The organism is Arthrobacter sp. E3 (assembly GCF_017353415.1).
In the GTDB taxonomy this organism is placed as follows: Bacteria; Actinomycetota; Actinomycetes; order Actinomycetales; family Micrococcaceae; genus Specibacter.
Genome location: NZ_JAFMPX010000004.1, coordinates 124570 through 151444, shown reverse-complemented (window position 1 = coordinate 151444; position 26875 = coordinate 124570). Strand labels below are relative to the sequence as shown.

Sequence of the window (26875 nt, the reverse complement as noted above, 5' to 3'; positions counted from 1 at the left end):
AGCTTTTCTCACGGTTGGGTGCAGACTTGTACGCATGAGCCACACAAACGCACAATCTGTCACTAAAAGCCCCGCGGAAACCCCGTTCACCCTGTGGACTGTTTTCAAGCGGACCGGATCCTTCGCAGGGACCGCTTCCGCGGTAGCCGACTATGAAGAATTGGTGGCCGCTTTGGCCGCGGAGAGCATCACCGTTCGCGGCGCTTACGACGTTTCTGCCATGCGCAGCGACGCGGACATCATGATGTGGCTGGTGGGCGCCGACGCGGAAAGCCTGCAGCGGGCCGTGCGCAGCATCCGCAGGCTGGAATTATTCGCCGCAACCGAGATCGCGTGGTCGGCCATGGGTGTGCACCGCGAGGCCGAGTTCGCCAAGAACCACGGCCCCAGCTACATGGGCCCGAACGAACCGAAGGGCTGGGTGTGCGTCTACCCGTTCGTGCGCTCCTACGACTGGTACATCCTGCCCGCCGAGGACCGCAGCCGCATGCTGCGCGACCACGGGATGCTGGGGCGGGACTACCCGCAGGTCCTGGCCAACACCGTCTCGGCCTTCGCACTGGGAGACTGGGAGTGGCTGCTGGGTCTGGAGTCCGACGAACTGACCGATTTGGTTGATATGATGCGCACCTTGCGTGGCACCGACGCCCGCCTGCACGTGCGCGATGAAATCCCCTTCTACACCGGCCGTCGCATTGCCGCTGCCGAGATCGCCGAGGTCCTGAAATGAACAACCGAGTAGTTGAACCTGCACAGTACGACGCCATCCTGCTCGCCTCCTTTGGCGGCCCCGAGGGCCAGGACGACGTCCTTCCGTTCCTGCGTAACGTCACCCGCGGGCGCGGCATCCCGGACGAGCGTCTGGAGGAAGTCAGCCACCACTACCGCGCCAACGGCGGCATCAGCCCCATCAACGCCCAAAACCGTGCGTTGAAGGCTGCCCTTGAAGCCGAGCTGGCCGTCCGGAACATCGAGCTGCCCGTGCTCTGGGGCAACCGCAACTGGGACCCCTACATCCCCGCCGTGCTGCAGGATGCCTACGAGGCCGGACACCGCCGTCTGCTGATGCTCACCACCAGCGTCTACTCCTGCTACTCCAGCTGCCGCCAGTACCGCGAGGACATTGGCATTGCGTTGACGGAGACGGGACTTGACGGCAAACTGGCCGTGGACAAGATCCGCCAGTATTTTGACCACCCAGGATTCGTGGAGCCCTTCATCGAGGGAACCGCAGCATCACTGGCGAAGGTCAAGGCGGAACTTGCCGCTGCCGGCAAATCCGATGCACCCGTACACGTCATGTTCGCCACCCACTCCATCCCCACCCGGGATGCAGAAGCTGCCGGCCGTTCGGAACTGCAGCCCCTGGTGTTCGAGCAGGACTCAGCCTACGTTGCGCAGCACCTTGCCAACGCAGAAGCCATCATGGCCAGAGTGGATCCCGACCAGAAGTGGTCGCTGGTCTACCAGTCCCGCTCCGGCGCACCCCACGTGCCGTGGCTGGAACCCGACATCAACGACGCCCTGGCTGAGCAGGCCGCGGCAGGCGTGGCCGGTGTTGTAGTGGTTCCGCTGGGCTTTATCAGTGACCACATGGAAGTGCTCTGGGATCTGGACACCGAAGCGAAGGAAACGTGCGCTGAACTGGGCCTGGCCTTTGACCGTGCACCCACGCCGAGCACGCACCAAAAGTTCGTTGAGGGCCTTGTGGACCTGATCTGTGAGCGGACCATCGAGAACCACATCGCCGAACGCCCCGCCATGACGAAGCTCGGCCCGTGGTTCGACGTGTGCAACCCCGGCTGCTGCGCCAACTTCCGCGGCGAAAAGCCCGCCATCTCGGAGGTTGGAAGCACCGTGGGCTCGCTTTGTGAGGCATCCCCGGCCCAAGGCGGTTCCCAGACTTCATGACGACCTCGAGTGTGAAAATTGGTACCCGCGGAAGCAAACTGGCCCTGAGTCAAACGGGACAAATTGTTGACCAGCTCAGTGCGGTCGGCGGCTTTGACGCAGACATCATCGCGATCAAGACCGACGGCGACGTCCTGACTGGCCCGCTGTCCCAAATGGGCGGCACAGGGGTGTTTGCCGCGGAGCTGCGCGCCGCCGTCCTAGACGGGCGCGTGGACGTGGCAGTGCACTCGCTCAAAGACCTGCCCACAGTGGCCGTTCAGGGCCTGGCACTAGGTGCCATTCCCTTTCGGGCCGATGCCCGCGACGCCCTGTGCGCCCGGAATGGCTTGACGTTGTCCGAACTCCCGCAGGGCGCCAGCGTCGGCACCGGTTCGCCGCGGCGCGCAGCGCAGCTGCTGGCCGCCCGTCCGGACCTGTTGATCGTGGACATCCGCGGCAACGTCGAAACTCGTTTGGGGAGGGTTCCCGGGCTGCCTGGAAACCCTGTGAAGGAAACCGTTCCCGGCAAAGTTGGTGACCTCGACGCCGTCGTCCTCGCAGCAGCAGGACTGGGACGCATCGGCAGGCTTGAAGCCGTCACCGAGTTCCTGTCCTCGGAGGTCATGCTCCCGGCCCCCGGCCAAGGAGCCCTCGCCTTGGAATGCCGCACCGAAAGCACCGAGCTCACGGGCGTCCTGGGCCAGTCCCTGGCCGCCGTCGACGACCACGACACCCGTCTGGCCGTCACCGCCGAGCGTGCGCTCCTTGCACGTCTGGAAGCCGGCTGCGCAGCCCCTGTAGGAGCCCTCGCGCGCCGCAAGGGCTCCATGCTGCACCTGGAAACTGTTGTGGTTTCACTCGACGGCACGCGCTCACTACGCCTGAAAAAGGCCACCGACGGCTTGACCACCGTTGGAGCGACCCTGTTGGGCATTGGACTGGCCGAAGAACTGCTCGCCGCCGGCGCAGCCGAGCTGGCGGATTTGGCCGGCTCCAGCAAGTGAGCTCAACCGGCGACGGCGCCTTCGCCGACGAGGTGGACGGCGGGCCCGGCCAGGACCGGCATTCCCTCGGCGACTTTCCGGCCGATCGGCCGCGGGCGGCCTCGGCCTCCCTGATGTCGCCTACGGAAACACCGGACCTGGCTCAGGCGGGTTCGCTTTCTGGCTTGCGGGTTGCCGTCACACGGTCGGCTGACCGGGCCGGGGCGCTGGCCGAGGCGCTGGCTGCGGCCGGTGCGGAGCCGGTGCTGGTACCGCTCATCGACTTTGAGATTGCAGAACAAGACGTCCTGGGTGCAGCCCTTCGCAGCCTCGCAGCGGGGGAGTACGCATGGCTTGTCATCAGCTCCATCACCACCGTGCGCGCCTTGAAGCAGTGGTGCGACGGGGCCGGTACCACACTTGCCAAGCTTGTTCCGGCCGGAACAAACGTCGCCACGATTGGCCCCACCTCAGTTGCCGTTCTTGCAGCCGAAGGGGTGCACGCCGTTTTGGCCCCTCTTGATGTGCAGTCTGCTGCCGGCCTGGTGGCGTTGTGGCCGCCCGCCACAACGGACAGCGGCCCGGAGGGCGGCACGGTGCACATCGACAGTGCGCGTGTCCTGCTGCCCCAGTCCAACCTCGCCTCATCCACCCTGGTGGAAGGGATCGAGGCGGCCGGCTGGACGACGGACGTTGTCACGGCCTACTGGACGGTGGACTATCCTGCGCGTCCGGAGCTCCGCCTAACTTCCACGTTGGCGGGCCGGTCATTTGGCTCCATCGCCGAGCCGCCCGTCCTCACCCCAGCCGAAGCGGCAGTGGAGATCCGCGCAGGGGCGATGAACGCCGTCGTGCTTGCCTCGGGAAGCGCGGCCCGTAGGGTGGCCCAAACCATGGCACCACTGCCGGAAAGCTGCCTGCTCATTGCGATCGGGCAGCCCACGCGGGTCGAAGCCGCGCGGCTTGGCCTGCGGATCGCCGCGACTGCCCAACATCCCACACCGGAGGGAATCGTGGCCGCCCTGGCCGGCGCCCGCCCACATTTTTCACCAGCAGCACGTCAGGAGACACCATGAGTTTTCCCCAGCACCGCCCGCGCCGCCTGCGCACCACCGCCGCGATCCGCCGTCTCGTCGCCGAGCACCGACTGGCCCCGTCGGAACTCATCCTGCCGGTGTTCATCCGCGAGGACTTGAGCGAACCGAACCCCATCACGTCCATGCCGGGCGTCGTGCAGCACACCACGGCCAGTCTTTTGGCGGCGGCCCGCGAAGCCGTCGAACTGGGGCTGGGGGGCATCATGATCTTTGGCATTCCCGCCGTGCGCGACGCACAGGGCTCGGCAGGGCTTGACCCGCTGGGCGTGCTGAACAAGGCCATTCGGGATGTGCGTGAGGAGGTGGGTGACGATCTGGTGGTCATGAGCGATTTGTGCCTTGACGAATTCACCGACCACGGACACTGCGGCGTGCTCAACGAAGCTGGCGATGTGGACAACGACGCCACCTTGGACATCTACGCGAAAATGGGCGTGGCCCAGGCCGCGGCAGGCGCGCACGTGGTGGCGCCGTCGGGCATGATGGACGGCCAGGTCGCCGTGATCCGCGACGCTCTGGATGAAGCCGGCTACACGGATGTTGCAGTGCTGGCCTACGCCGCGAAGTACGCCTCCGCGTTCTACGGCCCGTTCCGTGAAGCCGTGGATTCGCAGTTGCACGGGGACCGTCGCAGCTACCAGATGGACTCCGGAAACCGCCGCGAAGCCCTCCACGAGGTGGAGCTGGATCTGGCCGAAGGTGCCGACATCGTCATGGTCAAGCCAGCCATGAGCTACCTGGACATCCTGGCTGACGTGGCGGCAATCTCACCCGTGCCCGTGGCCGCCTACCAAATCTCCGGCGAATACGCCATGATCGAGGCCGCCGCAGCCAACGGCTGGATCAACCGCCGCGCTGCCATCGAGGAGTCGGTGCTCAGCATCAAGCGCGCGGGGGCCACCATGATCCTCACGTACTGGGCGGCCGAACTGGCCGGCTGGCTTCGCGAAAACTAACTCTTCCCCCGCTCTTCCGCCATCAGTTAGCCAAAGGAATCCCCATGACAAGCTCACAGGAACTTTTTGACCGCGCCAAAACCCTCATGCCTGGCGGGGTGAACTCACCCGTGCGCGCCTTTGGCTCGGTGGGTGGCACGCCCCGCTTCATGGTGAACGCCAAGGGCGCCTACCTGACCGACGCCGACGGCCGCGACTACGTGGACCTTGTCTGCTCCTGGGGCCCGGCACTCGTGGGCCACGCCCATCCGGACGTGCTGGCCGCAGTCCATGCGGCAGTGGACCACGGCCTGAGCTTTGGCGCCTCCACCCCGGCCGAGAGCGACCTTGCCGCTCTGGTGCAGGGGCGCGTACCCGCCGTCGAACGTCTACGCATGGTCTCCACCGGCACCGAGGCGACCATGACGGCCGTGCGTCTGGCCCGCGGGTACACCGGCCGCGATTTGATCATCAAGTTCGCCGGCTGCTACCACGGTCACCTGGACTCCCTGCTGGCCGCCGCCGGATCCGGCCTGGCCACCCTCGCCCTGCCCGGCTCGGCAGGGGTCACGGCCGCAACCGCCGCCGAAACCCTAGTGCTGCCCTACAACGACCTTGCCGCCGTCGAGGCCGCCTTCGCCGCCCACGGGGACAGGATCGCCGCCGTCATCACCGAGGCGGCCCCGGCCAACATGGGTGTTGTCACCCCCGGCGAAGGCTTCAATGCAGGGCTTTCGCGCATCACCACGACCCACGGCGCCCTGCTGATCTTGGACGAGGTACTGACAGGGTTCCGCACCGGACCTGCTGGATATTGGGGCCTGACCGGCGGTGCTGCCGACGCGAACGAGCACTGGACGCCGGACCTGTTCACCTTTGGCAAGGTCATTGGCGGAGGACTTCCGACAGCGGCGCTCGGTGGCCGCGCGGAGGTCATGGACTATTTGGCCCCCTTGGGCCCGGTCTACCAGGCCGGCACGTTGTCCGGGAACCCCGTGGCCATGGCGGCTGGCGTTGCGACGCTGACAGCCGCCACCGCGGCCGTCTACGCCATAGTTGACGCCCGCTCACTGGAGCTGTCTGCCGCCGTCGCCGCTGCGTTGTCGGCTGAAGGAGTGGATCACTCCGTCCAGCGCGCCGGGAACTTGTTCTCCGTGGCCTTTGGCACCGCTGCAAACGGCGTGCACAACTACGCCGACGCACAGGCCCAGGAAGTGTTCCGCTACGCACCGTTCTTCCATTCAATGCTGGATTCCGGGGTGTACCTGCCGCCGAGCGTCTTTGAGGCCTGGTTCCTCTCCGCCGCCCACGATGATGCCGCCATGAACCGGATCTTTGCCGCCCTGCCCGCGGCGGCGAAGGCTGCAGCTGCGGCGAAAGCATAAACGCTGCCGTCTGTGATCGAGACTGACTGGCGGTGCGGCTCACGTCCCGGGGGCTGTTGTGGTGATCGGACGCCCCTATAGCGGCCTCTAATCACCACAACAGCCCCCGCAAGGCGGTGGCGGGCCAGAACTCTGCACACGGGCGCGGAAAAGCCCCGTTCTCGTTGCTGTGACAGCAACGAGAACGGGGCTTTTGTGCGTGTTGGTGATCGGCTCAACCATCAGGGGCTTACAGTACGTCGGAAAGGAAACCCTTTAGCCGGTCGGTCTTGGGGGCGGTGAACAGCTCATCGGGGGAGCCGGTCTCAACGACCACGCCGCCGTCCATGAACGTCACCGTATCTGAGACGTTGCGTGAGAATCCCATCTCATGCGTGACAACAACCATGGTCATGCCGCCCTTGGACAGGTCCGTCATGAGCGCCAAAACGCCCTTGACAAGTTCCGGGTCCAAAGCCGAGGTGGCTTCGTCAAAGAACATGACTTCCGGTTCCATGGCCAGCGCGCGGGCAATGGCAACACGCTGCTGCTGGCCACCGGACAAGTTGCCGGGGCGGGCGTCGGCCTTGTGGGCCAGGCCCACAAGCTCCAACTGGTCCATGGCTTTGGCATGCGCCTGATCCTTGGGCATCTTGCGGATTTTGCGCAGTGACAAAGACACGTTATCCACCACGGTTTTGTGGGGGAACAGGTTGAACTGCTGAAACACCATGCCAATGCGACGGCGCAGCTCATCCGGGTTGTCCTTCAACACAGAGCGTTCATCCAACAGAATGTCGCCCTGGTCTGGCTCGATGAGCCGGTTCATGACGCGCAGCAGGGTTGACTTGCCTGATCCTGATGGGCCGATCACGGAGGCCGTGGTGCCTTGCGGGACGTGCAAGTCGATGCCGCGCAGCACCTTGTTGGAGCCGAACGCCAGGTGGATGTTCGTGGCGGTCAGGGAACCTGACTTGAATTCACTCATGCTTGGCCGCCCTTTCCAACAAGTGCCGCTGCTTCATCGGGTTCGATCTTCTGCGCCTTTCCTTCACGCATCCGCTTGTCCATGTAGTTCACCAAGTGGGTGAGCGGGATGGTCAGGATCAGGTACAGCACGCCAGCGGCGATTAAGGGAGACATATTCCCCGAGTTGGCCGCCGAGTCGTTGGCGACTCGATAGATTTCACGCTGGGTGGCGGTAACACCCAGTAGGTAGACCAGTGAGGAATCCTTGATCAAGGCGATCAACTGATTCACCAGAGCGGGAAGAACCCTGCGGATACCCTGCGGGATAACCACCAGAAGCATAGCTGAGCCGTAGCTAAAACCGAGAGCCCGAGCCGCCTCCAGCTGTCCCCTGTCAACACTTTGAATACCGGATCGGAAGATCTCACCAATGTAGGCTGCCGCCATTAATGTCAGCGCAAAAATGGCCAGCGGGAAGGGGTTGGTAATGCCCGTTGCCTGACGCAGAATGGGCCCAAGACCAATGCCGATGATCACGATGACGAGGATCGCTGGAAGCCCACGGAAAATATCCGTGTAGATCCGTGATATCCAACGCAACGCTGAGTTGCGTGCGATTCCCATGACGGACAGTATCAAACCGAAAAAGCAGCCAAGAACGGCCGATGATGCGGCCAGGATCAGAGTGTTGGGCAAACCGACGGTGAGCATTTGAGGGACAACTTGCCCCATGGCCTGCCAGTCGAAGAATGTTTTTAGGAACTGCTGGAGTACGTCCATATCTTATGCCTTAGGAGATCTTTGCAGCCTTGGACCCAGGGGTCCAATCCTTAGGCATTTCGCGCTCCGGGTACCATTCCTTGGACAGCTTGGCCCAGGTGCCGTCGTCCACAACAGCGTCCAAACCGGAGTTCAGGGCGTCGATGAGTGGCTTGTTGCCGGAGTTCACGGCGTAGGCCACGAAGTTCTGCGTATTGATGATTGACTCAACAATTGCCGTGCCGTCGCCGTCTTTGACCTGACCTGATGCCTGCTGCGAAGGAGCAACCCAGGCGTCAATCTGGCCGGTTTTCAAATTGGCGTAGAGCGAGTTGTAGTCGGCGAAACGAACCGGCTCCAGCGCCAGCGTATTGGTGACATAGTCGTCCTGAACTGAGCCTTGAACGACACCGACACGCAGATCCTTGTTGAGGTCAGCGAAGCCCTTGACCGCGGAGTCTTTCTTGGCTACAACGGCCATGTAGCCGAAGTCATAGCCGTTGGTGAAGCCAACATTTACGCGGCGCTTATCGGTCGTGGAGATCGAGGACGATCCGACGTCGAACGTCTTGTTCTGGACCTGGGCGAGCAGGCCAGCGAAGTCGGTGGACTTGAATTCAACCTTCAGGCCCAGCTTGTCAGCAACGGCGCGCAGCAGTTCATTGTCGAAACCGGTGAACTTACCGTTCTTGTCTAGGAAGATGTTCGGTGGCGCGTCGGACAAGGTGCCCACGGTGATGGTGCCGGGAGTGATCAGGCCAAGATTGGCGACGTCGATCTTATCCAACGGGGTGACATCTGCGGTGGTGTACTTGTCCAGCGAAACCTTGTCGCTGCCGGCAAGGGCATCAGTGGGCTTGGCGGAGCTTGTGTCGCCGGCGCTGCCGCCGCAAGCTGCGAGCGAGAAGGCGAGGGCAAAGGCAACAGGGGCGGTTACGAGCCACTTCAGGGCTGATTTCTTCATCAAACATTCACTTTCATTGCAGGTGCCCAGCCCGAAAAGAAGGTTCAGGAGGGGGAATAAGCGTCGTGTGGGGAGCTGGAGGAAACTCTCAGTAGATTCCTAGCAGAACTCAACCAACAAAACTAAATTATGTCAGGTGGGTCCAAAGTATGGCGCCTGCGAACGAGTGAGCACTGAAAAGCACATTTCGTAGAAGAAGCTGCGATCAACAGCGTTTCATCGTCATGCTGGAGTCAGGGTGAGCGCTTATTGACTGCATGACTGACGTGCTGATGCAGGCAGGATCCGCCCAATTATTGCTTGTGATTTATATCATGTGAAGCTATGCCAGCTCCTCCAGCGGCAACACCGGCCAGCTGCCTTCGATCACCGCGGCTGGGTCCTTGCTGCGGCGCAGATAGGCCTGAAAGTCAGCGGCCTGCGCGCGCGCCCACTCCACCTGGGCGGTGTGCAGTTCCTTGGTGTCAAGGCGCAGGGAACTGTATTTGGCGGCCAGGGCATCGGCGAGCCTTAGCGTCGCTTCCGCATCGGCCGCGGAGGTGTGTGCGTCGTCGAGCTTAATGCCATATTCCTCGCACAGGGCAACCAGGGTTCGGCTGCCCCTGTGGAACTTGTCCACGTGCTTGTTGCAGATAAACGGGTCAATGACCGGGGAAGCGGTGATCTGGGCGAGGCCGTGCCGGCGCGCTTCATGGGCCAACACGGTGAAGTCGTAGCTCGCGTTGAACGCAATGACGGGGATGTTGTTGGAAAAGAGGGCCGCCAGCACGGCACCCACCTCGGCCGTCACGACGTCGGACGGGCGGCCGTGTTCGCGGGCATGCGCGGTGCTCACACCGTGAATGGCGGCAGCTTCCTCGGGAATCTCCACGCCGGGGTCAGCCAGCCACTCGTGGGTGTCGGCCACTACTCCAGCCTCGTCAGCCACCACGATGGAGGCAGTAACGATTCTTGCCGTGCGGGGGTCCTTGCCCGTGGTTTCCAGGTCAAAGGCGGCGCGGGGGTGCATGCTCCAACTAGTCATGCCTCAACGCTACCTGCTGACACGGACAAGATGGCACCGGCAGGCCGCCGCCAGGCAGCAGGCGGACGGTTGGGGACTTAGGCTTGTGGCATGCGTGAGCAGTATGTGGAAGCGGTTTTGGCCGTGGCGGAACTCATTCCTCCCGGCCGTGTCTTGTCCTATGGGGACATTGCGGCGTTGCTGGAGAGCGGCGGGCCGCGGCAGGTGGGGGCAGTGATGTCGGCCCATGGCAGCGCAGTGCCCTGGTGGCGGGTTATTCGTGCCAGTGGTGCGGCTCCCGTGTGCCACGAAGGCAGGGCGTTGGCGCACTACGTTCAGGAGCAGACAGCCTTGCGCGGGGATACGGCTGCCACGGCGCCCTCTTCCGGCCGGGCGCCGTCGTGGCGGGTGGAGGTGAAGCTTGCACGCTGGAACCCTGGCGATGCTGAGCTTGACCGCATTGACGCCATTGCCGCGCGATTGACGCACGACGACGCCCCGCACCACCAGGTGCCCGCAGTGGCGGAGCCAATGTCAGTGCCTCGTGATGGACTAGGGGTATGAGCACGCAAACAAGGCAGCATCCGGCAGAGCGGAGCATGCTGGAGCAGCAGAACACGTTGGCACCGCCACGGCTTGTCCTGGCACCTCCGGCCGGCAGCGTGCGCAGTGCCCCGCGGTTGAGCCCGGACCAGCAGGTTGTTGTGGACTTGGCCCCAGGCGCAGGACCTGTCCTTGTGTGGGGTGCGCCCGGCACCGGAAAGTCCACTGTGCTCATCGAGGCCGCGGTCAAGCGCATGGAGCACGACGGCGTTGATCCAGCAGCAGCCCTCCTGCTGGCCCCTTCCCGGCTGGCTGCCGCACGGCTGCGCGACGGCTTTAGCGCCCGCCTCACCAAGAGTTTGAGCACCTCCCCGGCCAGGACCTGGTCCTCCTACGCCTTTGACCTGCTCAGGCGTGCCAAGGTGGAAGGGCGGATGCCGCACCTTGACGGTCCGCCGCGGCTCATGAGCGGGCCCGAACAAGACCTCATCATCAAGGATCTGCTGGCCGGCCACAAGCTGGGGCTGGGCACGGCCCCGGACTGGCCTGCCGAATTGGCAGAGGCCCTGGAAACCCGCGGCTTCCGCCAAGAGATTCGCCAGCTTTTTGACCGGGTCATTGAATATGGACTCATGCCGCAGGAGCTTGCTGCCCTGGGCACGGCCAACCAGCGCCCCGACTGGGTTGCGGCAGCGTCGCTCTACCAGGAGTACAGGGATGTGGTCGATTGGGGGAAGTCGGGCTCCTTCGACCCGGCCGGCATCATCACGGCCGCCACCACGCTGCTGCAGATCGACGCCGGATTCCTGACCCAGGAACGCCACCGCCTGGCGTTGATTGTGGTGGATGACATCCAGGAAGCCAACAAGGCCGTGCATGAACTGTTGCAGTTGGTGGGCCGCGGGAAAGACGTCCTCGTGGCCGCTTCGCCGGACACCGTGGTGCAGGGCTTCCGCGGAGCCCGCCCGGATCTTGTTGCCTCCCTGTCCGGCACCCTCTCCACGGATGAAAAGCCGCTACAGCAATTTTCACTGTCCACCTCGCACCGCATGAGTGGTCCGCTGGCAGCAGCATGGTCGGGGGTGGCTGAGCGGATCTTCCAGGTGCGTGGCGGGCACAAGGCCCGTGAATTGGTGTGGCCGCATGACCTCGATCCGTTGCAAACTCCAGCCCGAAGCCCGGAAAGGGAATCGGCAGTGGATGCGCTGCCACCTGTGAGCGCCCATGTGGTGGCCTCGGAGGTTCATGAGCTGCGCCTGGTGGCCGAACGCATCCTGCACCTGCAGCATTTGGCCGGGTACAGCTTGGGCGAGATCGCCGTCATTGTGCGCACGGGATCAGCCCTTGCAGCGCTGCAAAGGTACTTGAGCTCGCAGGGCATCGCCGTCAAGGTGCCGGTAGCGGAGAACCCCGTCCGCGACGAACCTGCCGTGCGGCCCCTGCTGGAGGCGTTTGGTGCGGCCCTGGAGCCTGAAATGCTCGACGCCGAATCCTGCGTTGCCCTGTTGACATCCCGCCTGGGCCGCTCCACGTCGCTGCATCTGCGCCGCCTGCGGCAGGCGCTGCGGCAGCAGGAGCTTCACGCCGGCGGCGGTCGGGCCAGCGACGAATTATTGGTTGAGGCGCTGCTGAACCCGCAGAAGCTGGCCCCGTTGGGGTGGGAAGCGGCCAATGCGCGGCGCATTGGAGCCATGCTGGCCGCCGGACGTGAAGCCGTGACCCAGCCCGGGGCCAACGCTGAAACCGTCTTGTGGGCACTGTGGGATGCCTGTGACACGTCGGGAACATGGGAGTCCCAAGCCCTGCGCGGAGGGCCCACCGGCATCCGCGCCGACCGGGACCTGGACGCCGTCATGGCCCTGTTCCAAACGGCCGAACGCTATGTGGACCAGCTGCCCGGCTCCACCCCGCAACAGTTCCTTGACTATCTGCTGAGCCAGGAACTTCCCATGGACACCCTGGCGGCCCGTGCCCAGCGCGCCGACGCCGTGGAGATCGTGACCCCTGCCAGTGCGGCAGGCAGGGAATGGCCTGTGGTCATTGTGGCGGGACTGCAGGAAGGGGTGTGGCCCAATACGCGGCTGCGCGGGGAGTTGTTAGGCAGCCAACTGTTGGTGGATGTGCTTGAGAGTGGTGCCGAGGCGGCCCGACAGATCGATCCGGCCGCCCGGCTGCGCCAGATTCGCTATGACGAGCTGCGCAGCTTCGCCGCCGCAATTTCACGCGCCGGTGAAAAGCTCATCCTGACGGCTGCTGCCGGGCATGACCTCCAACCCTCGCAGTTTCTGGACCTTGCCGCACCATTCATTCCGGTGACCGATTCAGGCGGGGAGTCCCAATACCCCGTGCGGCCCGTGGAACAAGTTCCACGGCCCATGACGCTGCGCTCCCTCGTGGCGGAGCTGCGCCAGGAATCCGAGATGCACGCCGATCTGGAGGCCGCCAACTTGCTGGCCGTGCTGGCAGCAGAGAACATTCCCGGCGCAGACCCGGCCCAATGGTGGGGGCTGCTGCCGCTGAGTTCGGACGCACCGATCGTGGCGCCCGGGGAGTCGGTGACGGTCTCACCGTCGAAGGTTGAAGAAGTGCTCAAGTCCCCGCTGAACTGGTTCGTCAAAGCTGCTGGGGGAGAAGCCACCACCGATTTTGCCCGCAGTCTGGGTACACTCATCCACGCCATCGCCCAAGACATCCCGGACGGCGCCGGGCACGAGTACCTGGCCGAGTTGGACAAGCGCTGGCCGTCGCTGGGACTGCCGGAGTCATGGGAAGCGGACGTTGACTACAAACGGGCGCAGGAGATGCTGGGCAAGTTGGCACAATACGTCATTGACGCCCGCATGCAGGGCCGCACCCTGGTCGGCGTGGAAGAGAACTTCACCGTGGACTTGGGCGAGCTGCCCGGTGGGAACACTGTGCGCCTGCGCGGACAGGTGGACAGGCTCGAGGCCGACTCCGAGGGCCGCCTCATGGTCGTGGACATCAAGACTGGACGCACCAAGCCCACCAAGGACCAAGTCACCGAGCACCCCCAACTGGGCGCCTATCAGGTGGCCGTCACCGCGGGCGGCTTCGAGGAACAGGCCAGGGCAGCAGGGCTGCCGGGCGGTGTTTCCGGAGGCTGCGTCTCGGGAGGTGCGGCGCTGCTGCCGCTGGGGGACGGCACCAAAAGTGTCAAAACCCAGGACCAGCCACCCATGGTGGCCGGCGCGGAAAACGATCCCACCCACAAGGTCATGGAGGCTGCACTGCTCATGGCCCAAGCCGTCTTCCCCGCCCGCCACGGCTCCGACTGGTCCTCCCGCAACGGCTGCCCGCTGCCCACCATTTGCCCGCTGTGCCCGGAAGGGAAACAAATCACCGAATGAGCCTTTCACAGCCGCTGACTCCCTACGAACTAGCCGAACTCCTGGAGCAGCGCCCACCTACGCCCGAACAGGCCGGCATCATCTGCTCGCCCTTGGAACCGCTGCTTGTCATTGCCGGGGCAGGTTCAGGCAAGACCACCACCATGGCCGACCGTGTGGTGTGGCTTGTGGCGAACGGGCTGGTGCTGCCTGAGGAAATTCTTGGTGTCACGTTCACCCGCAAAGCCGCCGGCGAGCTGGCCGCGCGGATCCGCGGGCAACTGGCCAAGCTGGGAACACTTGCCCGTTCCGGCGAGGTGGAACTGGCATCGGCAGCCGCAGCCAGGGACGCCCTTGAACCGAAAGTCTCCACTTACCATTCCTATGCCAGCGGAATCGTCACCGATTATGGGTTGCGGCTCGGGATCGAACGCGACGCCGTCGTGCTGGGTGCGGCCGAGGCCTGGCAGTTGGCCAGTGAGGTGGTGGAAGCGCACGACGGTGCGCACGACCACTTCACGGCAGCCAAATCAACCCTCATTCAGTCGGTCATGGATTTGGCAGGGGAGTGCGCCGAGCACCTGCAGGAGCCCGAACACGTCATGGGCACCCTTGAGTCGTATTTGGAACGGTTTGAGGCACTGCCCTACATTGCCGAAACCGCCAAGCCGCGCACAGCGGTGGTGAACAAGCAGCTCGACGTGCTGCGCACCCGCATGTCGGTGGCCGGGCTCGTACTGAAGTACGCGGAGGCCAAGCGGCGCCGCAACGTGCTGGACTACGGCGACTTGGTCGCCCTGGCCGCACGCATTGCCAAGGAAGTGCCGCATGCGGCACAGATGGAACGCCAGCGCTACAAGGTGGTGCTGCTGGATGAATTCCAAGACACCTCGCACGCCCAGTTGCAGCTTTTTGCCAAGCTTTTCGGCGCTGGACATCCCGTCACCGCGGTGGGGGACCCGCACCAGTCCATTTACGGCTTCCGCGGCGCCTCGGCCGGGCAGCTGTTCCGTTTCCCGGAGATTTTCCTTAAGGCCGACGGCGGGTACGCACCGACTGCCGAACTCACCATTGCCTGGCGCAACTCCGCGCACATCCTCTCTGCTGCCAACGTCATGTCCGCAGAGCTCACCCAGGCCCAGAACCGCAAGGCCAACGCCAAGCTGGCCGCTGGCCTCACGGCGGAAGAACGTGCGGCGGCAGGGCCCCGCGTGGTGGTGTCCGCACTGCGGGAAAAACCCCAGGCCCCCGACGGCGAAGTGCTGCTGGCGCGCTACGAGACCGAACTGGCCGAAGCCGAAGCCATAGCCGAGCAGATCCTTGACCGCAAGGGCGACTTCACCCACCGCCGGGGAGCCCAGGGCGAGATGACAGTGGCGGTGCTGTGCCGCCGTCGTGCGCAGTTTTCGGCCCTGCAGTCGGTCTTTGAAGCACGCGGCATCCCCTATGAAATCGTGGGGCTGGGAGGGCTGCTAGGCACCCCGGAAATCGTGGACCTTGTGGCGACATTGCGGGTCTTGGCGGATCCAGGCCGATCGGATGCGCTCATGCGACTGTTGACGGGGGCACGGTGGCGGATTGGTCCCGCCGACCTCATGGCGTTCGCCGACTGGGCCCGTTACTTGGCGAGGCGCAGGGAATGGGCTGCCCGGCACAAGGTGGACTTCGACACTGCCGCGGTGCGGGGAACCCAGAGCACCGGGGAAGCTGCGGCAGCGGCGACTGCGGAATCAGGGGCAGTGGAACCCGAAGCAGTGGTGACGGCGGACTTGGTGGACGCATCGTCGCTGGTGGAGGCGCTGGACTACCTGGGCACGGACTTCTGGCCGGAGGGGCTGAGGCCGCTCAGCGATGTGGCCAGGACCAGGCTGCTGGCACTACGCGACGAACTGCGGGTGCTGCGCACGTTCGTTGGGGAGGATCTGTCCAACCTGCTCGGGGTCGTGGAGCGGACCATGCTCCTGGACGTTGAACTGGCTGCCAAACCGGGGGCGAGCATCCACCACGCCCGGCGCCATCTGGACGCCTTTGCCGATGCTGCAACCACCTTCATGCAGGCCGCGCAAAGGGTGGACCTGGACGCCTTCCTTGGCTGGCTGGAAACGGCCGAATCCGAGGAGGGCGGACTGGAGATGTCACCGGTGGAAAGCAACCCGGACTCCGTGGCGCTGCTGACTGTGCACGCCTCCAAAGGTCTTGAATGGGATGTGGTTTTTGTTCCTGGCATGAATGCAGGTGCGTTCCCCAGCGCGCGGGCAGATAGGTGGAGCACCGGCGCCAAGTCGCTGCCGTGGCCGCTGCGAGGGGACAGCGGCGATCTGCCCGTCTGGGACACTGACGTGGCGGACCTGAAGAACTTGATGGACAACGAGAAACTGTTTGCCGCTGACGTGCTGCTCCACGGAGAAGAGGAGGAACGGCGCCTGGCCTATGTGGCATTTACCCGAGCCCGCGATTTTCTGATGTGCTCAAGCACAGTCTGGGGCAGCGGGAAGAAACCGTTGTCGCCGTCGCCGTTCCTGGCTGAACTGCTGGACCTCACCGAAGGGGCCGGGCACAGCGCCACCATTGCCGTTTGGAGCGAGGATCCGGAGGAAGGCACGGAGAACCCCATCAGCGCCGGAGTTGAAAGCGCCGCGTGGCCTTACGATCCTTTGAACGGACCGGAAATTGTGGGTCGGTCAGGGGTGGCTGCGCGGACGGGACGCCGTGAGAACGTGGAGCGCTCCGCCGCTGCCGTGATGGCCGCTGCTGCGCTGCCGGCCCAAGAGCCCGGCAGCGCAGCCTTCCTGGCAGACCATCCGCGGTGGGGCACGGAGGCGAGCGTGCTGCTCGCACAGGAGCGTGTGGAGTCTGAACAACTGCGTGTAGAACTGCCTCCGCATATTTCAGCGTCGCGGCTCGTTGCCTTGGGTGAAGATCCGGAAAAAGTCACTCGCGCCATGCGCCGCCCGGTACCCACCAAACCTGGCATGGCAGCACGCAAGGGGACGGCGTTCCACGCCTGGATCGAGGAGTTTTTTGCCACGACCGGCCAGTTCGATTTTGATGAAGCTCCCGGCGCTGACTCCTATGTTGACGAAGCCTACGGCTTGTCCGAGATGCAGGAGACGTTCAAGAACTCAACGTGGGCTGGCAGGATTCCGGCCGAGCTGGAGGTACCCATTGAAACAAGGGTTGCCGACGTGGTGGTCCGCGGCCGTATCGATGCCGTGTTCCGCGATGACGACGGCGGTTGGGATTTGATCGACTGGAAAACCGGCAAGGTGCCTTCGAAGGCGCAACTGGCAGTGCGCGGCGTGCAGCTGGCAGTCTACAGGCTGGCGTGGTCCCGCCTGAAGGAGATTCCGCTGGAGCAGGTGAGGGCTGCGTTTTACTATGTTGGGCAGGACAAACTCATCCGCCCCGTGGACCTAGCGGGGCAGCGGGAACTTGAAGCGATTGTCACCTGTGCTTACACAACCTGACGCGGATCCGTGCCCGCAATGCAGGGTTGGGTGTGCGCCATGTTGTGTATGAAGGTGTGTGCTGCTACTTTTCGCGTTTGAGCGGAACAACGTTTAATGCCGTGGTGTCAGCACTGCTGGTGTCGCCCGTAGTGGCTGCTGCATCCCTGCCCTCAGCAGTGTCAGCCGCACCCTCTTTGAGTGCGTCTTTCTCCAATTTCGTGTCTGTTTTCGTGCCTTGTTCGGCGCTCCCAGAAGCGGGTGCGAAAGCAGGGCCGGTTGCCGCAGGAGCGTCCGCGTCGCGGACGGCAGCACCGGGCGCGGTCACATCAACCGGCTTGGCAGCCGAACTCGTCTCGGCGGCCGCAGTGGTCTTGGGTGCAGCGCTGGCCTTGGGCCCAGCGGGCTGTGCAGCAGTTACAGGCTTCACTTCGGGTACAGCCTTCGCTTCTGCCGTCGGTGCCGATGCTACGAAAGGCTGCGCGGCGGGCGGCTCAACACTGATGGCTTGACCACCGTGCTCGGTAATGTCTGCTTCGAGGGTGCGCAGCATGGATTCAGCATCCTCCACCATCCGGGCACTGTCAGCGGCGTAGCCCTTGACAAGCCACTGGGCCAGAGCAAATTCGGCGCTGAGGGCGGCACGTCGCAGCAGGTGGGGGTCGGGTGTTTCGTGACGGGCTAGGGCGTATGCGTGCATAACAGCGTCAACGAATCTAGGTTCATGAACGGCAACCAGCCAGGCAAAATCGTCGGCAGGGTCTCCGATCCGCAGCTCGGTCCAGCCCATGACGGCCGTCACCTTGTCGCGGTCGAGCAGGATATTGTCTTCATGCAAGTCTCCATGGACCACGCAGGGGTTGAAGCGCCACAGTGCCACGTCCTCCATGGCGTGCTCCCAACGGCGCAGCAGCGACGGCGGGATCTTGCCTGTGGTGGCGGACTGATCCAGTTCGTTGAGCTTGCGTTGGCGGAACTCGTTGGCCGTGTAACTGGGCAGGTCATGGGTTGTGACAAGCCCCTGCGGAAGGTCATGGATGGCGGCAAGTGCCACACCAATTTCCTTCGCCAAAGCGTCGCTGCCATCAGCTAGGTACTCCACCGACTCGGCCTTGCCCACAATGTGCGAGTACACGAAGGTGATCAATTCTCCCTGACGCACGGTCCCGGCCACGGTGGGCAGCAGGAAAGGCAGCTCCGCCCTGATGGCAGGGGAAAAGGCACGTAAAACCTGGCGCTCAGTTTCCAACCGTGTGCTCGCCTCGGCATGACGGGGGGAACGGACACGCCAGCGGCGTTTTTCCGAGTCAACCAACAAAGCAGAGCAGAAATCAGCTGCATCGTCGGGTCCGGGCCCAAACGCGGTGACATTGAGTCCGGGCACGGCGGCGCTGGCGATGGCGGCCAATTCGATTGCAGTCATTCTTCTCACACCTCCACCGTAGAACGCAAAAGCTCCAACTCCGCGTCGCTGAGGCGGCGAGTCGTAAGAAGTCCTTCCCAAACGGTGGGCGCCGACTTGGGCAAAGACGCTGGATTGTCCACAATCACGTGCTCTTGAATACGAAAAATGGCTCCTGATGCGTACGGTATAACTATGCTCACAACTAATGCTTCCCCGGTAACTGCACTTGATAGGCAATGCGAACAGCGAACAACTCCGGGGTACCTCGCGGCGGTACTGGAGACCGACGATTATCGTGTGGTGGTTTTTCACCGCGGCAGGGCACTCATGGACGGCACAAACCTGGCATATCTTGACCCTGAGTCCATTGATCCGGCGTATCGCGACCTTGCAGGGGACGCTCTCCCGCTCGGCGGTACCCACGTATACCTGGGCAAGGTGCGACCTGGCCAAACACACAGGCTGGCTGCAGCCACGGACATCGTGCTCCTATCCCTGCCTCTTAATGCACTGCCGGAAGATGCCACAGAACTGTCCTGGGCACCGCTGGGCAACGTGTTTGCCGGGTACCGCGACGTCGCCCAAGATCTCAATGCAGTGGATGCCCAAGTTTTTGTTGAAGCCCAGGCTGTTGCCCAATGGCATGGCAGTCATGTGCACTGTCCACGCTGCGGGAGTTCCACTGAGTCGCAGTCCGCTGGGTGGATGCGTCGATGCACCGCCGACGGTTCGCAACATTTTCCGCGCACCGACCCCGCAGCCATTGTTGCAATCGTTGGAGCCGATGATCGAATCCTGCTTGCGAACAACTATGCCTGGAACGAGAACAGGTACTCCACAGTTGCGGGATTTGTTGAGGCGGGGGAGAGCGCAGAGCAGGCAGCAGTGCGTGAAATAGCCGAAGAAGTCGGTGTTCACCTGCACTCCTTGGCGTACGTCTCCTCACAGGCCTGGCCGTTCCCGCGCTCGTTGATGTTCGGATTCATCGGGTACACCAACGACACCGAAGCCACCCCGGATCGCAGCGAAGTCAGGGCTGCGCGGTGGTTTGAGAGGGAGGAATTGCAGGCCGCAGTTCTCTGTGGTGACGCCGTGATCTCGCACAAGGCCTCTATTGCCCGCTCTTTGATTGAGAACTGGTATGGCGGCCCCATCCTGGAACCTGGTGAACAGGCGTGAGCTTTGACCCGCATCAATCTGGGCTGCCGGTCATGGATGAACGCACAGCGGAGCAACGCATCCTGGCCGGGCTGGATGAGGAGCAGCGCACAGTCGCCACCACTTTGAACGGGCCGCTGTGTGTTTTGGCCGGTGCAGGCACCGGAAAGACCAGGGCCATCACCCACCGCATCGCCTACGGAGTGCATACGGGCGTTTACAACCCCAACCGCCTGCTCGCCGTGACGTTCACGTCAAGGGCCGCGGCTGAAATGCGCACGCGGCTGCGCGATCTTGGAGTGGGGACAGTCCAAGCCCGCACCTTTCACGCCGCAGCACTGCGGCAGCTGCAGTATTTCTGGCCGCACGCCGTCGGCGGTCAATTGCCGGGCCTGCTGGACCACAAGGCCCAGACCATCGCCGAGGCGGCCCGACGCTTACGATTGCCCACCGATAGGGCCGCCATCCGGGATTTGGCCGCTGAAATCGAGTGGGCCAAGGTCTCCATGCTGACGCCGGAGACGTACCTGCTCAAGGCAGTAGACCGTGGTGAACCCGGAGGCCTGGACAAAGTGGCTGTGGGACGGCTTTTTCAGGCCTATGAAGATGTTAAAGCGGACAGGAACCAGATCGACTTTGAGGATGTCCTGCTAATCACCGTGGGCATCCTGCAGGAAGACCCGCGCGTGGCGGCCACGGTTCGGGGCCAGTACCGGCACTTCGTGGTTGACGAGTACCAGGACGTGTCCCCGCTCCAGCAGCGCATGCTCGACTTGTGGCTGGGTGGGCGCGATGAGCTCTGCGTGGTGGGCGATGCCAGCCAGACGATTTACTCCTTCACCGGCGCCACGCCGCGGCACCTGCTGGACTTTCCCAAACGCTATCCCGACGCCCAGGTGGTCAAGCTGGTGCGTGACTACCGCTCCACACCGCAAGTGGTTGGATTGGCCAACTCGCTGCTGGGCAATCGCCGCAGCGGCGGGCTCACCGCGGATGCATTGTGGTCGGCACCCTTGGAGTTGGTGGCCCAGCGCCCGAACGGGCCGTCGGCGGAATTCCTTGAGTGCAGCGATGATGAAGCAGAAGCCGCCGCCGTTGCAGCCCGCATCAAGATCCTGATGTCGCACGGCACGGCTGCCAGCGAGATTGCTGTGCTGTTCCGCACGAACGGCCAGTCTGAAGCTTACGAACAGGCGCTGACGGCCGCTGGTGTGGGGTATCAGCTGCGTGGCGGGGAACGCTTCTTTGCACGCAAGGAAGTCCGCGACGCCATGCTGCAGTTGCGCGCCTCTTCGCGGGCCGCCGAGGACGAGCCACTGGGCCAGCTGGTGCGTGATGTGCTCAGTAATTTGGGCTACCAGTCCGAGGCACCCAAGACCGGCGGTGCCGTCCGGGAACGTTGGGAGTCGCTCTCAGCCATTGTGGCGCTGGCAGATGAATTGGTGGTTTCCCGCAGCACGCCCGAGCACACCTTCAACGTGATTGACTTTGTGGCTGAACTGCAGGAACGGACATCGGCTCAGCATGCACCCACCGTCCAGGGGGTGACACTGGCGTCGTTGCACTCGGCCAAGGGCTTGGAGTGGGATGCGGTGTTCCTTGTCGGACTCAGCGAGGGGCTCATGCCAATCTCCTTCGCCGACACGGCTGAAACTGTTGATGAAGAACGGCGTCTGCTGTACGTGGGGATCACCCGAGCCCGGGAGTTCCTGAACTTTTCCTGGTCCACGGCACGGACGCCGGGAGGGCGCGCCAACCGCAAACCCTCCCGTTTCCTTGACGGGATGCGTCCCAACTCGGTGGGTGGGGCACCTGCCGGTCCACGTCAGGCGTCCTCACGTAAGTCGCGCAAGACTGCAGGGCCTTCGTTATGCAGAGTGTGCGGGAAAATCCTCAACACCGGTGCTGAACGCAAAGTGGGGCGCTGTCCCGACTGCCCGCCCGGCTACGACGAAGCCATTTTTGAGGAACTGCGCGAGTGGCGGCTGGCCGAAGCCACCTCCGCCGCCGTGCCGGCGTTTGTGGTGTTCACCGATGCCACATTGATGGCTATCGCGGAGGAGGCACCCCAAGACCTTGACGCATTGGCAGCAATGCCCGGCGTGGGTCCGTCCAAGCTTGAACGCTACGGTGAGTCCGTGCTGGAGATCGTGGCCAAGGGCTGATTTTGCCATTGGCACCCACAGTCAGGATGGATGCGGAAGTCCTGCTGGGTCCACCGGCCGTTGTCGGGGTGGAAGGTCATGACCGAGGACCAGGAGCTGGGCTGGTTGATCGCGTCCAGAAAGAGCAGCACCTGGGCCGCTGCCGTTCCGGCCAGTGTCGTGGACAGTGCGGCATTCTCCAGCGATTCCGCTCGCGGCCTACGGTCAGCTGACGGTTCGGGAATCGCGGCGAGTTGGGTGCAGACTTCAAGCCACAAGGGGTCGTGGACGCTGCGGTGCCGCTCAACGCATTCGGCGCACGCCGTAACACCAGGCACGACCAAGGGGCCCACCGTGCCGTCCTGTTCGCGCAACAGAACCAGCAAGTGAGGACGCTCGGCGGACATGAAGCGAGCTGTTGTCGGTGCCGGTACGGCGTCGTGACCCACCACAACGGCAAGGTCAAGGCACTGCGCGCTGGGACCTCCGGCCCCGCCGTCGTGCACGATGTGCGCTTGGCAGCCCGGATCGATCCGCAACAAGTGCCTGCGCACGGCCACTGAACGCGACAAACCTATGTCGCTGAGGTTGAAGGAAGTGGGCCCCACATCGGTCGCCGTGACAGGGCAGTCGTCTTCGAGCAGTATGGTGCCCACACCGGCGCTGACTAGAACTGCGGCCAGGGCTGCACCCGTGCGCCCCAGCCCGATCAGGTGGATGACGCCGTGTTCGCGACGTTCCATGAGGCTTTGACAGGGGCCCTGATGCAGGCCCAGAAGGGCTGATCGCTCGGGCAACAGGCGCTCCGCCCTGAAGCCCTGTGTGCGAAGTTCGGCGTCGCTAAAGAGCAAACCCGCAAGCATGGCGCAGATTTCCTGGGCCCGCAGCTCCGCTACTCCAAGCGAAACTGCCTGGGTCAGCACCTGGGCGTCGGAGATTCCATGGCGCAGGGCCTGCACAAATGTCATTTCTGAATCCAACAGGCCCTCGAGAATCAGGCCGCCTGCGCCCACCCCGATCTGGACTCCATGCGGACCGCGTCGCACCATGCGCAACCCTGGATTGATGGTGGTCATGCCGGCCTCCTGCGGTCTCGTTGCCTCAGATTCTTCGAACGGTTCCCCCAATCACGATCATGGCATCTTGTACGGGTTCATGCTGGGCGTTATCCACAGGTAGAAGTTCTCCACAGTGGGATATCGCAGGGGTGCGGCGGCGGTCCTATGCCTGTACCGTCGAAACATGGCAGCACCATCAGCACCACGATCAACAGCACACAAACCAAGGACCCCGAACTCCTTGGATGCGCAGTGCCGCGCACCCATCGGGAAGGACACGCCGGGGCCGCTGGGCGACTCATTCTCACACCACACGCTCAGCACCGGGGAGTATGTGGTAGTCAGGCGCACAGCCAGGCGAAAAACCGGGCTTGCCGCGTTCTGGGAAGCCGGGCAGGCCGTCATCGCTGTGCCTGCTCGGTTGAGCATCGAGGATGAACAGTATTGGGTGCCGCGCATGGTGGCTAAACTTGAACAGGGGACAAGTGCACAACTCGGGCGGGGCGGGATGGGGTCCAGCGACGAAGTACTCTTGCAACGCAGCCTGAAGCTATCAAAAACGTACCTTGGCGCACGCGCTGTCCCGGTCTCCGTGCGGTGGGTGCGTAACCAGAACAGCCGTTGGGGTTCAGCCACGCCTGCGCGCAAGACCATTCGAATTTCACACCATGTCCAAGGCATGCCCGAATGGGTGCTGGATTACGTCCTGCTGCACGAGCTCGCCCACCTCATCCATGCCAACCACAGCCCGGCGTTTTGGGCCGTGCTGGCCGGCTACCCGCAGGTCGAAATGGCCAAGTCGTTTCTGGAGGGGGCCTCCTTTGCCGCCTCCCGGAACATCAGTGGACTGGAAGGCGGTACGGATGACCCTGCCGAAGACTCCAGAAGTGCGTTGTTCGAAGGCTAAGGTTTCAGCGCGCGGCCGGAAGGATCAGCCCGTTGGTCATAGGTCAGCAGGGTTGTCCGTATCGGGGTCCTGTTTACCAGGCTCCGGCTCTCCGGACTCTTGAGGCTCGTGCTTCAGGGGTTCGTTGTCTTCGAAGCCCCCGTCAAGAAGCTTCGCCAGGGCTGCATCCACGTCGGCCTCGGAAGCATCTTCAGCGCTGCGGCGGGCGCTGAAGCCTGCTGCATCGTCAAGATCTGCTGCGGTGGGAAGCAGGTCCGGATGTGCCCAGATCGCGTCACGTCCAACGATCCCGCGCTGTTCCTTCAGTGAAGCCCAGAGGGCAGCGGCCTCGCGCAATCTGCGGGGGCGCAGTTCCAAGCCAACAAGTGAGCCAAAGGCATGCTCGGCAGGGCCACCCGTCGCACGGCGGCGGCGGATGGTTTCACGGATAGCCGCGGCTGCGGGCAGATTTGACGCCGCCTCGAAGGTCAACTCATCAACCCAGCCTTCCACGAGTGCAAGGGCAGTTTCCAGCTTCGACAACGCGGCTTCCTGATCGGGCGTGCGGGCCGGCATGAAGACGCCCTCAGACAAGGCCGCCTGCATTGCTTCGGGATTGGACGGGTCCAGGTTATGGGCCAGGTCCTCAATCCGGGACATGTCGATGTGGATTCCGCGGGCGTAAGATTCAATGGCGCCCAGCAGGTGGCCACGCAACCACGGGACCTGGACAAACAAACGGGCATGGGCGGCCTCGCGCAGGGCAAGGAACAGGCGGATTTCCTGTTCGGGGACTTCAAGCCCCTCTCCGAATGCCTTGACGTTTGCCGGCAGCAGCGCCATCTGGAGATCGGCCAACGGGATGCCAATGTCGGTGGAACCGAGCACTTCCTTGGCCAAGGCGCCCACAGCCTGTCCAAGCTGCAGTCCGAACAAGGCCCCGCCCATGTTCTGCATCATGTTGGCGGCGTCGCCCATCATGGCTTTCATCTCGGCCGGAAGCTGCTCATTCATAGCGGTGGAGATGGCAAAGGCAATGCTGTTGGCCACCGGCTCGGTCAACCGCTGCCACGTGCCCAGGGTTTCTTCCACCCATTCGGCGCGTGACCAGGCACGGCCAATGATGGAGGTTGCAGCAAGGTCGGTGTATGGGTCAAGCCACATTTCGGCCAGACGCAATGCTTCGTCGACTTCGCGCTGCTGGGCAGGGGTCACCGAAGGATCATCCCCGGCGGCGGCCTTGCGTGCAGCGTCATGGGCGAGCTCCCAGTTGACCGGGGTGTCCGAGGAACCGCTCATCATGGACTGAACCTGGGCAAACATTTGTGCCAGTGCATTGGGATCAGAGGGCAGCCCGGCGGCCTTGGCCAGCTCAGCTGGATCAAAACCCTCCATGCCCTGCCCGCCCAAAAGGTTGGCGAGCATTTCCTGAAGGGGGTCCTTCGGGGTTTCGTCGTCGTTATTGGCTGGTGTGGAAGACATGATGGCCCGATCGTTGGCATGGACGCTGAATAACCTCACGTTACCGCCGTCCTGTTGCGTTGTCGCCCTAGGCAAGGGCACTGTTCGCTCTAGGCAAAGGGTTCGCACCTGCCCCATACTCCAGCCTGTCATTCATTGCCAACTCACAGCACCGGCACAAGCACAGCACAACTTGACGCAGTAGGCTAGGGGTTCGGCGCCCGTTGTTCGTGCAGGCGTCGGTGCGACTCAAGAGAGCTTGGAAAGGTCATCGCTTTGAGCCAGGAGATTTTAGAACCGGAGAGCCCGCCCACGGCAGTCCGCGACCGCAGATTCTCCTTGATGGTGGGCTCCGGCGTCATAGCAGTGGTGCTCGCGGTGGCGGCTATGACCCTCCCTGTTCCATACGTCATTGAATCTCCCGGCCCGGCCATCAACACGATTGGCGAATTCAACGGAAAGCCCATCATTACTGTTGCTGGGCATGAGAGCTTTCCTTCCAACAGCGGCAGCCTGGACCTGACCACCGTGCGCTTAACCGGCGGATTACCTGAGAGTCACATCAATTTCTTCGATGCGCTCAAGTCCTGGCTCACCCCCTCACAAACGCTGTACCCGGCTGAACTCATTTATGCGCCGGGTGTCAGCCAGGAAACCGTTAACAGCGAGAACTCTGCGGCCATGACAGGGTCGCAGGAAAATGCCACGGCGGCTGCCCTGACCGCATTGAGCATTAAATTCGAGTCAAACTTGGCCGTGGCCTCGATCCCGGACGGTGGTGCTGCATCCGGCATTCTCAAGCCCGACGACGTCATTCTCGCCATTGGAGGGCAGAAGGTGACAAGCCTGTCCGTCATCCAAACTGTGCTGGCCAAGGGAGCCGGAACTGCGGAGGAACTTGAAATCCGGCGCAGTGGCAAGGACATGACAGTTTCAGTGACACCGAAGAAGAACAGCGATGGAAAGTATCTTTTAGGGATTGCCCTGCAAAACACGTTCAAGTTCCCCTTCGATGTCAAGATTTCCGTTGAGAACATTGGCGGTCCCAGCGCAGGGATGATCTTTGCCTTGGGCATCATGGACAAACTGACCGCGGGGGACCTCACCGGTGGCAAGCAGTTTGCCGGTACGGGAACCATTGATCCACAGGGCCAAGTCGGCGCAATTGGTGGAATTGCGCAGAAGATGGTTGGGGCCCGCGGCGAAGGGGCAGAATACTTCCTGGCTCCAGCCGCGAACTGTGCGGATGTTGTGGGCCATGTGCCCGCAGGGCTGCAAGTCATACAAGTCAACACACTCCAAGAGGCCTACAACGCTGTTTCCCTCATTGGTTCCGGAGGGGACGGTTCAACCTTGCCCACCTGTAAATAACGATTGAACAGCTACGAGTAACGATCGTGCATCATGCGGAACTCGTGCCACACACCATTCGTGGCACAACGTATGAGCACCAGGCAATT

20 protein-coding genes are annotated in these 26875 nt (G+C 63.3%); 13 read left to right on the top strand and 7 right to left on the bottom strand.

The window, feature by feature from the left end; all coding sequences use genetic code 11:
* Positions 1 to 34: 34 nt before the first annotated feature.
* From hemQ to hemL, 6 genes are read left to right on the top strand one after another with little or no spacing between them, the layout of a single operon-like run.
* Positions 35 to 730 carry a hydrogen peroxide-dependent heme synthase gene (hemQ, locus tag JMA46_RS03500; RefSeq protein WP_207343901.1) on the top strand — a complete coding sequence of 232 codons (696 nt, stop codon included), beginning with the start codon at positions 35 to 37 and terminating at the stop codon, positions 728 to 730.
* A complete protein-coding gene (locus tag JMA46_RS03495) occupies positions 727 to 1911 on the top strand; it encodes a ferrochelatase (RefSeq protein ID WP_207343900.1) in 1185 nt (394 codons plus the stop codon). Before hemQ ends, JMA46_RS03495 begins: the two co-directional genes overlap by 4 nt.
* The gene (gene hemC / locus JMA46_RS03490) at positions 1908 to 2897 is read left to right on the top strand and encodes a hydroxymethylbilane synthase (protein WP_207343899.1); all 990 of its coding nucleotides are present in this window, start codon (positions 1908 to 1910) and stop codon (positions 2895 to 2897) included. The genes JMA46_RS03495 and hemC overlap by 4 nt, the downstream gene beginning before the upstream one ends.
* Positions 2894 to 3952 carry a uroporphyrinogen-III synthase gene (locus JMA46_RS03485; RefSeq protein ID WP_348770043.1) on the top strand — a complete coding sequence of 353 codons (1059 nt, stop codon included), beginning with the start codon at positions 2894 to 2896 and terminating at the stop codon, positions 3950 to 3952. The genes hemC and JMA46_RS03485 overlap by 4 nt, the downstream gene beginning before the upstream one ends.
* On the top strand, positions 3949 to 4929 hold the full coding sequence (gene hemB / locus JMA46_RS03480) for a porphobilinogen synthase (RefSeq protein ID WP_207343898.1): 981 nt from the start codon (positions 3949 to 3951) through the stop codon (positions 4927 to 4929). The genes JMA46_RS03485 and hemB overlap by 4 nt, the downstream gene beginning before the upstream one ends.
* Positions 4930 to 4973: 44 nt before the next feature.
* A complete protein-coding gene (hemL, locus tag JMA46_RS03475; RefSeq protein WP_207343897.1) occupies positions 4974 to 6293 on the top strand; it encodes a glutamate-1-semialdehyde 2,1-aminomutase in 1320 nt (439 codons plus the stop codon).
* A 229-nt stretch (positions 6294 to 6522) separates the two neighbouring features.
* On the opposite strand, the gene JMA46_RS03470 is transcribed toward hemL, so the two are convergent.
* From JMA46_RS03470 to JMA46_RS03455, 4 genes are all read right to left on the bottom strand, one after another.
* Positions 6523 to 7260, bottom strand: a complete 738-nt coding sequence (locus JMA46_RS03470) for an amino acid ABC transporter ATP-binding protein (RefSeq protein ID WP_207343896.1) — start codon at positions 7258 to 7260, stop codon at positions 6523 to 6525.
* Positions 7257 to 8021: an amino acid ABC transporter permease gene (locus JMA46_RS03465; protein ID WP_207343895.1), complete on the bottom strand. Its 765-nt coding sequence runs from the start codon at positions 8019 to 8021 to the stop codon at positions 7257 to 7259. The genes JMA46_RS03470 and JMA46_RS03465 overlap by 4 nt, the downstream gene beginning before the upstream one ends.
* A 10-nt stretch (positions 8022 to 8031) precedes the next feature.
* Entirely contained in the window at positions 8032 to 8964 is a 933-nt protein-coding gene (locus JMA46_RS03460; protein ID WP_207343920.1) for an ABC transporter substrate-binding protein, read from the bottom strand.
* A gap of 322 nt (positions 8965 to 9286) precedes the next feature.
* Positions 9287 to 9988 carry a 3'-5' exonuclease gene (locus JMA46_RS03455; RefSeq protein WP_207343894.1) on the bottom strand — a complete coding sequence of 234 codons (702 nt, stop codon included), beginning with the start codon at positions 9986 to 9988 and terminating at the stop codon, positions 9287 to 9289.
* A gap of 90 nt (positions 9989 to 10078) precedes the next feature.
* Between JMA46_RS03455 and JMA46_RS03450 the strand changes: the two genes are divergently transcribed.
* The 3 genes from JMA46_RS03450 to JMA46_RS03440 are packed head-to-tail and all read left to right on the top strand — an operon-like array spanning position 10079 to position 17324.
* Positions 10079 to 10531: an MGMT family protein gene (locus tag JMA46_RS03450; protein WP_207343893.1), complete on the top strand. Its 453-nt coding sequence runs from the start codon at positions 10079 to 10081 to the stop codon at positions 10529 to 10531.
* A complete protein-coding gene (locus JMA46_RS03445) occupies positions 10528 to 13878 on the top strand; it encodes an ATP-dependent DNA helicase (RefSeq protein WP_207343892.1) in 3351 nt (1116 codons plus the stop codon). Before JMA46_RS03450 ends, JMA46_RS03445 begins: the two co-directional genes overlap by 4 nt.
* Positions 13875 to 17324, top strand: coding sequence for an ATP-dependent DNA helicase (locus tag JMA46_RS03440; RefSeq protein WP_207343891.1), 3450 nt, complete (start codon positions 13875 to 13877; stop codon positions 17322 to 17324). Before JMA46_RS03445 ends, JMA46_RS03440 begins: the two co-directional genes overlap by 4 nt.
* Positions 17325 to 17388: 64 nt before the next feature.
* Here the strand turns inward: JMA46_RS03440 and JMA46_RS03435 are convergent, their stop codons facing one another.
* Positions 17389 to 18726, bottom strand: coding sequence for a macrolide 2'-phosphotransferase (locus tag JMA46_RS03435; protein ID WP_207343890.1), 1338 nt, complete (start codon positions 18724 to 18726; stop codon positions 17389 to 17391).
* A 174-nt stretch (positions 18727 to 18900) separates the two neighbouring features.
* On the opposite strand from JMA46_RS03435, the gene nudC reads away from it, so the two are divergent.
* Entirely contained in the window at positions 18901 to 19887 is a 987-nt protein-coding gene (gene nudC, locus JMA46_RS03430; RefSeq protein WP_247647004.1) for an NAD(+) diphosphatase, read from the top strand.
* A gap of 32 nt (positions 19888 to 19919) precedes the next feature.
* Positions 19920 to 22031, top strand: a complete 2112-nt coding sequence (locus JMA46_RS03425; protein ID WP_207343888.1) for an ATP-dependent DNA helicase UvrD2 — start codon at positions 19920 to 19922, stop codon at positions 22029 to 22031.
* On the opposite strand, the gene JMA46_RS03420 is transcribed toward JMA46_RS03425, so the two are convergent.
* Positions 21992 to 23086 carry a ThiF family adenylyltransferase gene (locus JMA46_RS03420; protein ID WP_207343887.1) on the bottom strand — a complete coding sequence of 365 codons (1095 nt, stop codon included), beginning with the start codon at positions 23084 to 23086 and terminating at the stop codon, positions 21992 to 21994. The two genes, JMA46_RS03425 and JMA46_RS03420, sit on opposite strands and share 40 nt — an antisense overlap.
* 166 nt (positions 23087 to 23252) lie before the next feature.
* Between JMA46_RS03420 and JMA46_RS03415 the strand changes: the two genes are divergently transcribed.
* Positions 23253 to 23975: a M48 family metallopeptidase gene (locus JMA46_RS03415; protein WP_207343886.1), complete on the top strand. Its 723-nt coding sequence runs from the start codon at positions 23253 to 23255 to the stop codon at positions 23973 to 23975.
* 36 nt (positions 23976 to 24011) lie between these two features.
* On the opposite strand, the gene JMA46_RS03410 is transcribed toward JMA46_RS03415, so the two are convergent.
* Positions 24012 to 25436 (bottom strand): zinc-dependent metalloprotease, encoded by a 1425-nt coding sequence (locus tag JMA46_RS03410; RefSeq protein ID WP_207343885.1) that lies wholly within the window; start codon positions 25434 to 25436, stop codon positions 24012 to 24014.
* Positions 25437 to 25691: 255 nt separating this feature from the next.
* Between JMA46_RS03410 and JMA46_RS03405 the strand changes: the two genes are divergently transcribed.
* Entirely contained in the window at positions 25692 to 26786 is a 1095-nt protein-coding gene (locus JMA46_RS03405) for a S16 family serine protease (protein WP_247647003.1), read from the top strand.
* Positions 26787 to 26875: the final 89 nt, after the last annotated feature.

Coding starts and splice junctions, on each gene's coding strand:
- JMA46_RS03445 (WP_207343892.1), top strand. CDS start 10,528: ATGAGCACGCAAACAAGGCAGCATCCGGCAGAGCGGAGCATGCTGGAG.
- nudC (WP_247647004.1), top strand. CDS start 18,901: ATGCTCACAACTAATGCTTCCCCGGTAACTGCACTTGATAGGCAATGC.
- JMA46_RS03420 (WP_207343887.1), bottom strand. CDS start 23,086: ATGACCACCATCAATCCAGGGTTGCGCATGGTGCGACGCGGTCCGCAT.
- hemC (WP_207343899.1), top strand. CDS start 1,908: ATGACGACCTCGAGTGTGAAAATTGGTACCCGCGGAAGCAAACTGGCC.
- JMA46_RS03440 (WP_207343891.1), top strand. CDS start 13,875: ATGAGCCTTTCACAGCCGCTGACTCCCTACGAACTAGCCGAACTCCTG.
- JMA46_RS03465 (WP_207343895.1), bottom strand. CDS start 8,021: ATGGACGTACTCCAGCAGTTCCTAAAAACATTCTTCGACTGGCAGGCC.
- hemL (WP_207343897.1), top strand. CDS start 4,974: ATGACAAGCTCACAGGAACTTTTTGACCGCGCCAAAACCCTCATGCCT.
- JMA46_RS03415 (WP_207343886.1), top strand. CDS start 23,253: ATGGCAGCACCATCAGCACCACGATCAACAGCACACAAACCAAGGACC.
- JMA46_RS03425 (WP_207343888.1), top strand. CDS start 19,920: ATGGATGAACGCACAGCGGAGCAACGCATCCTGGCCGGGCTGGATGAG.
- JMA46_RS03460 (WP_207343920.1), bottom strand. CDS start 8,964: ATGAAGAAATCAGCCCTGAAGTGGCTCGTAACCGCCCCTGTTGCCTTT.
- JMA46_RS03470 (WP_207343896.1), bottom strand. CDS start 7,260: ATGAGTGAATTCAAGTCAGGTTCCCTGACCGCCACGAACATCCACCTG.
- JMA46_RS03495 (WP_207343900.1), top strand. CDS start 727: ATGAACAACCGAGTAGTTGAACCTGCACAGTACGACGCCATCCTGCTC.
- JMA46_RS03455 (WP_207343894.1), bottom strand. CDS start 9,988: ATGACTAGTTGGAGCATGCACCCCCGCGCCGCCTTTGACCTGGAAACC.
- JMA46_RS03435 (WP_207343890.1), bottom strand. CDS start 18,726: ATGACTGCAATCGAATTGGCCGCCATCGCCAGCGCCGCCGTGCCCGGA.
- JMA46_RS03450 (WP_207343893.1), top strand. CDS start 10,079: ATGCGTGAGCAGTATGTGGAAGCGGTTTTGGCCGTGGCGGAACTCATT.
- JMA46_RS03410 (WP_207343885.1), bottom strand. CDS start 25,436: ATGTCTTCCACACCAGCCAATAACGACGACGAAACCCCGAAGGACCCC.
- hemB (WP_207343898.1), top strand. CDS start 3,949: ATGAGTTTTCCCCAGCACCGCCCGCGCCGCCTGCGCACCACCGCCGCG.
- hemQ (WP_207343901.1), top strand. CDS start 35: ATGAGCCACACAAACGCACAATCTGTCACTAAAAGCCCCGCGGAAACC.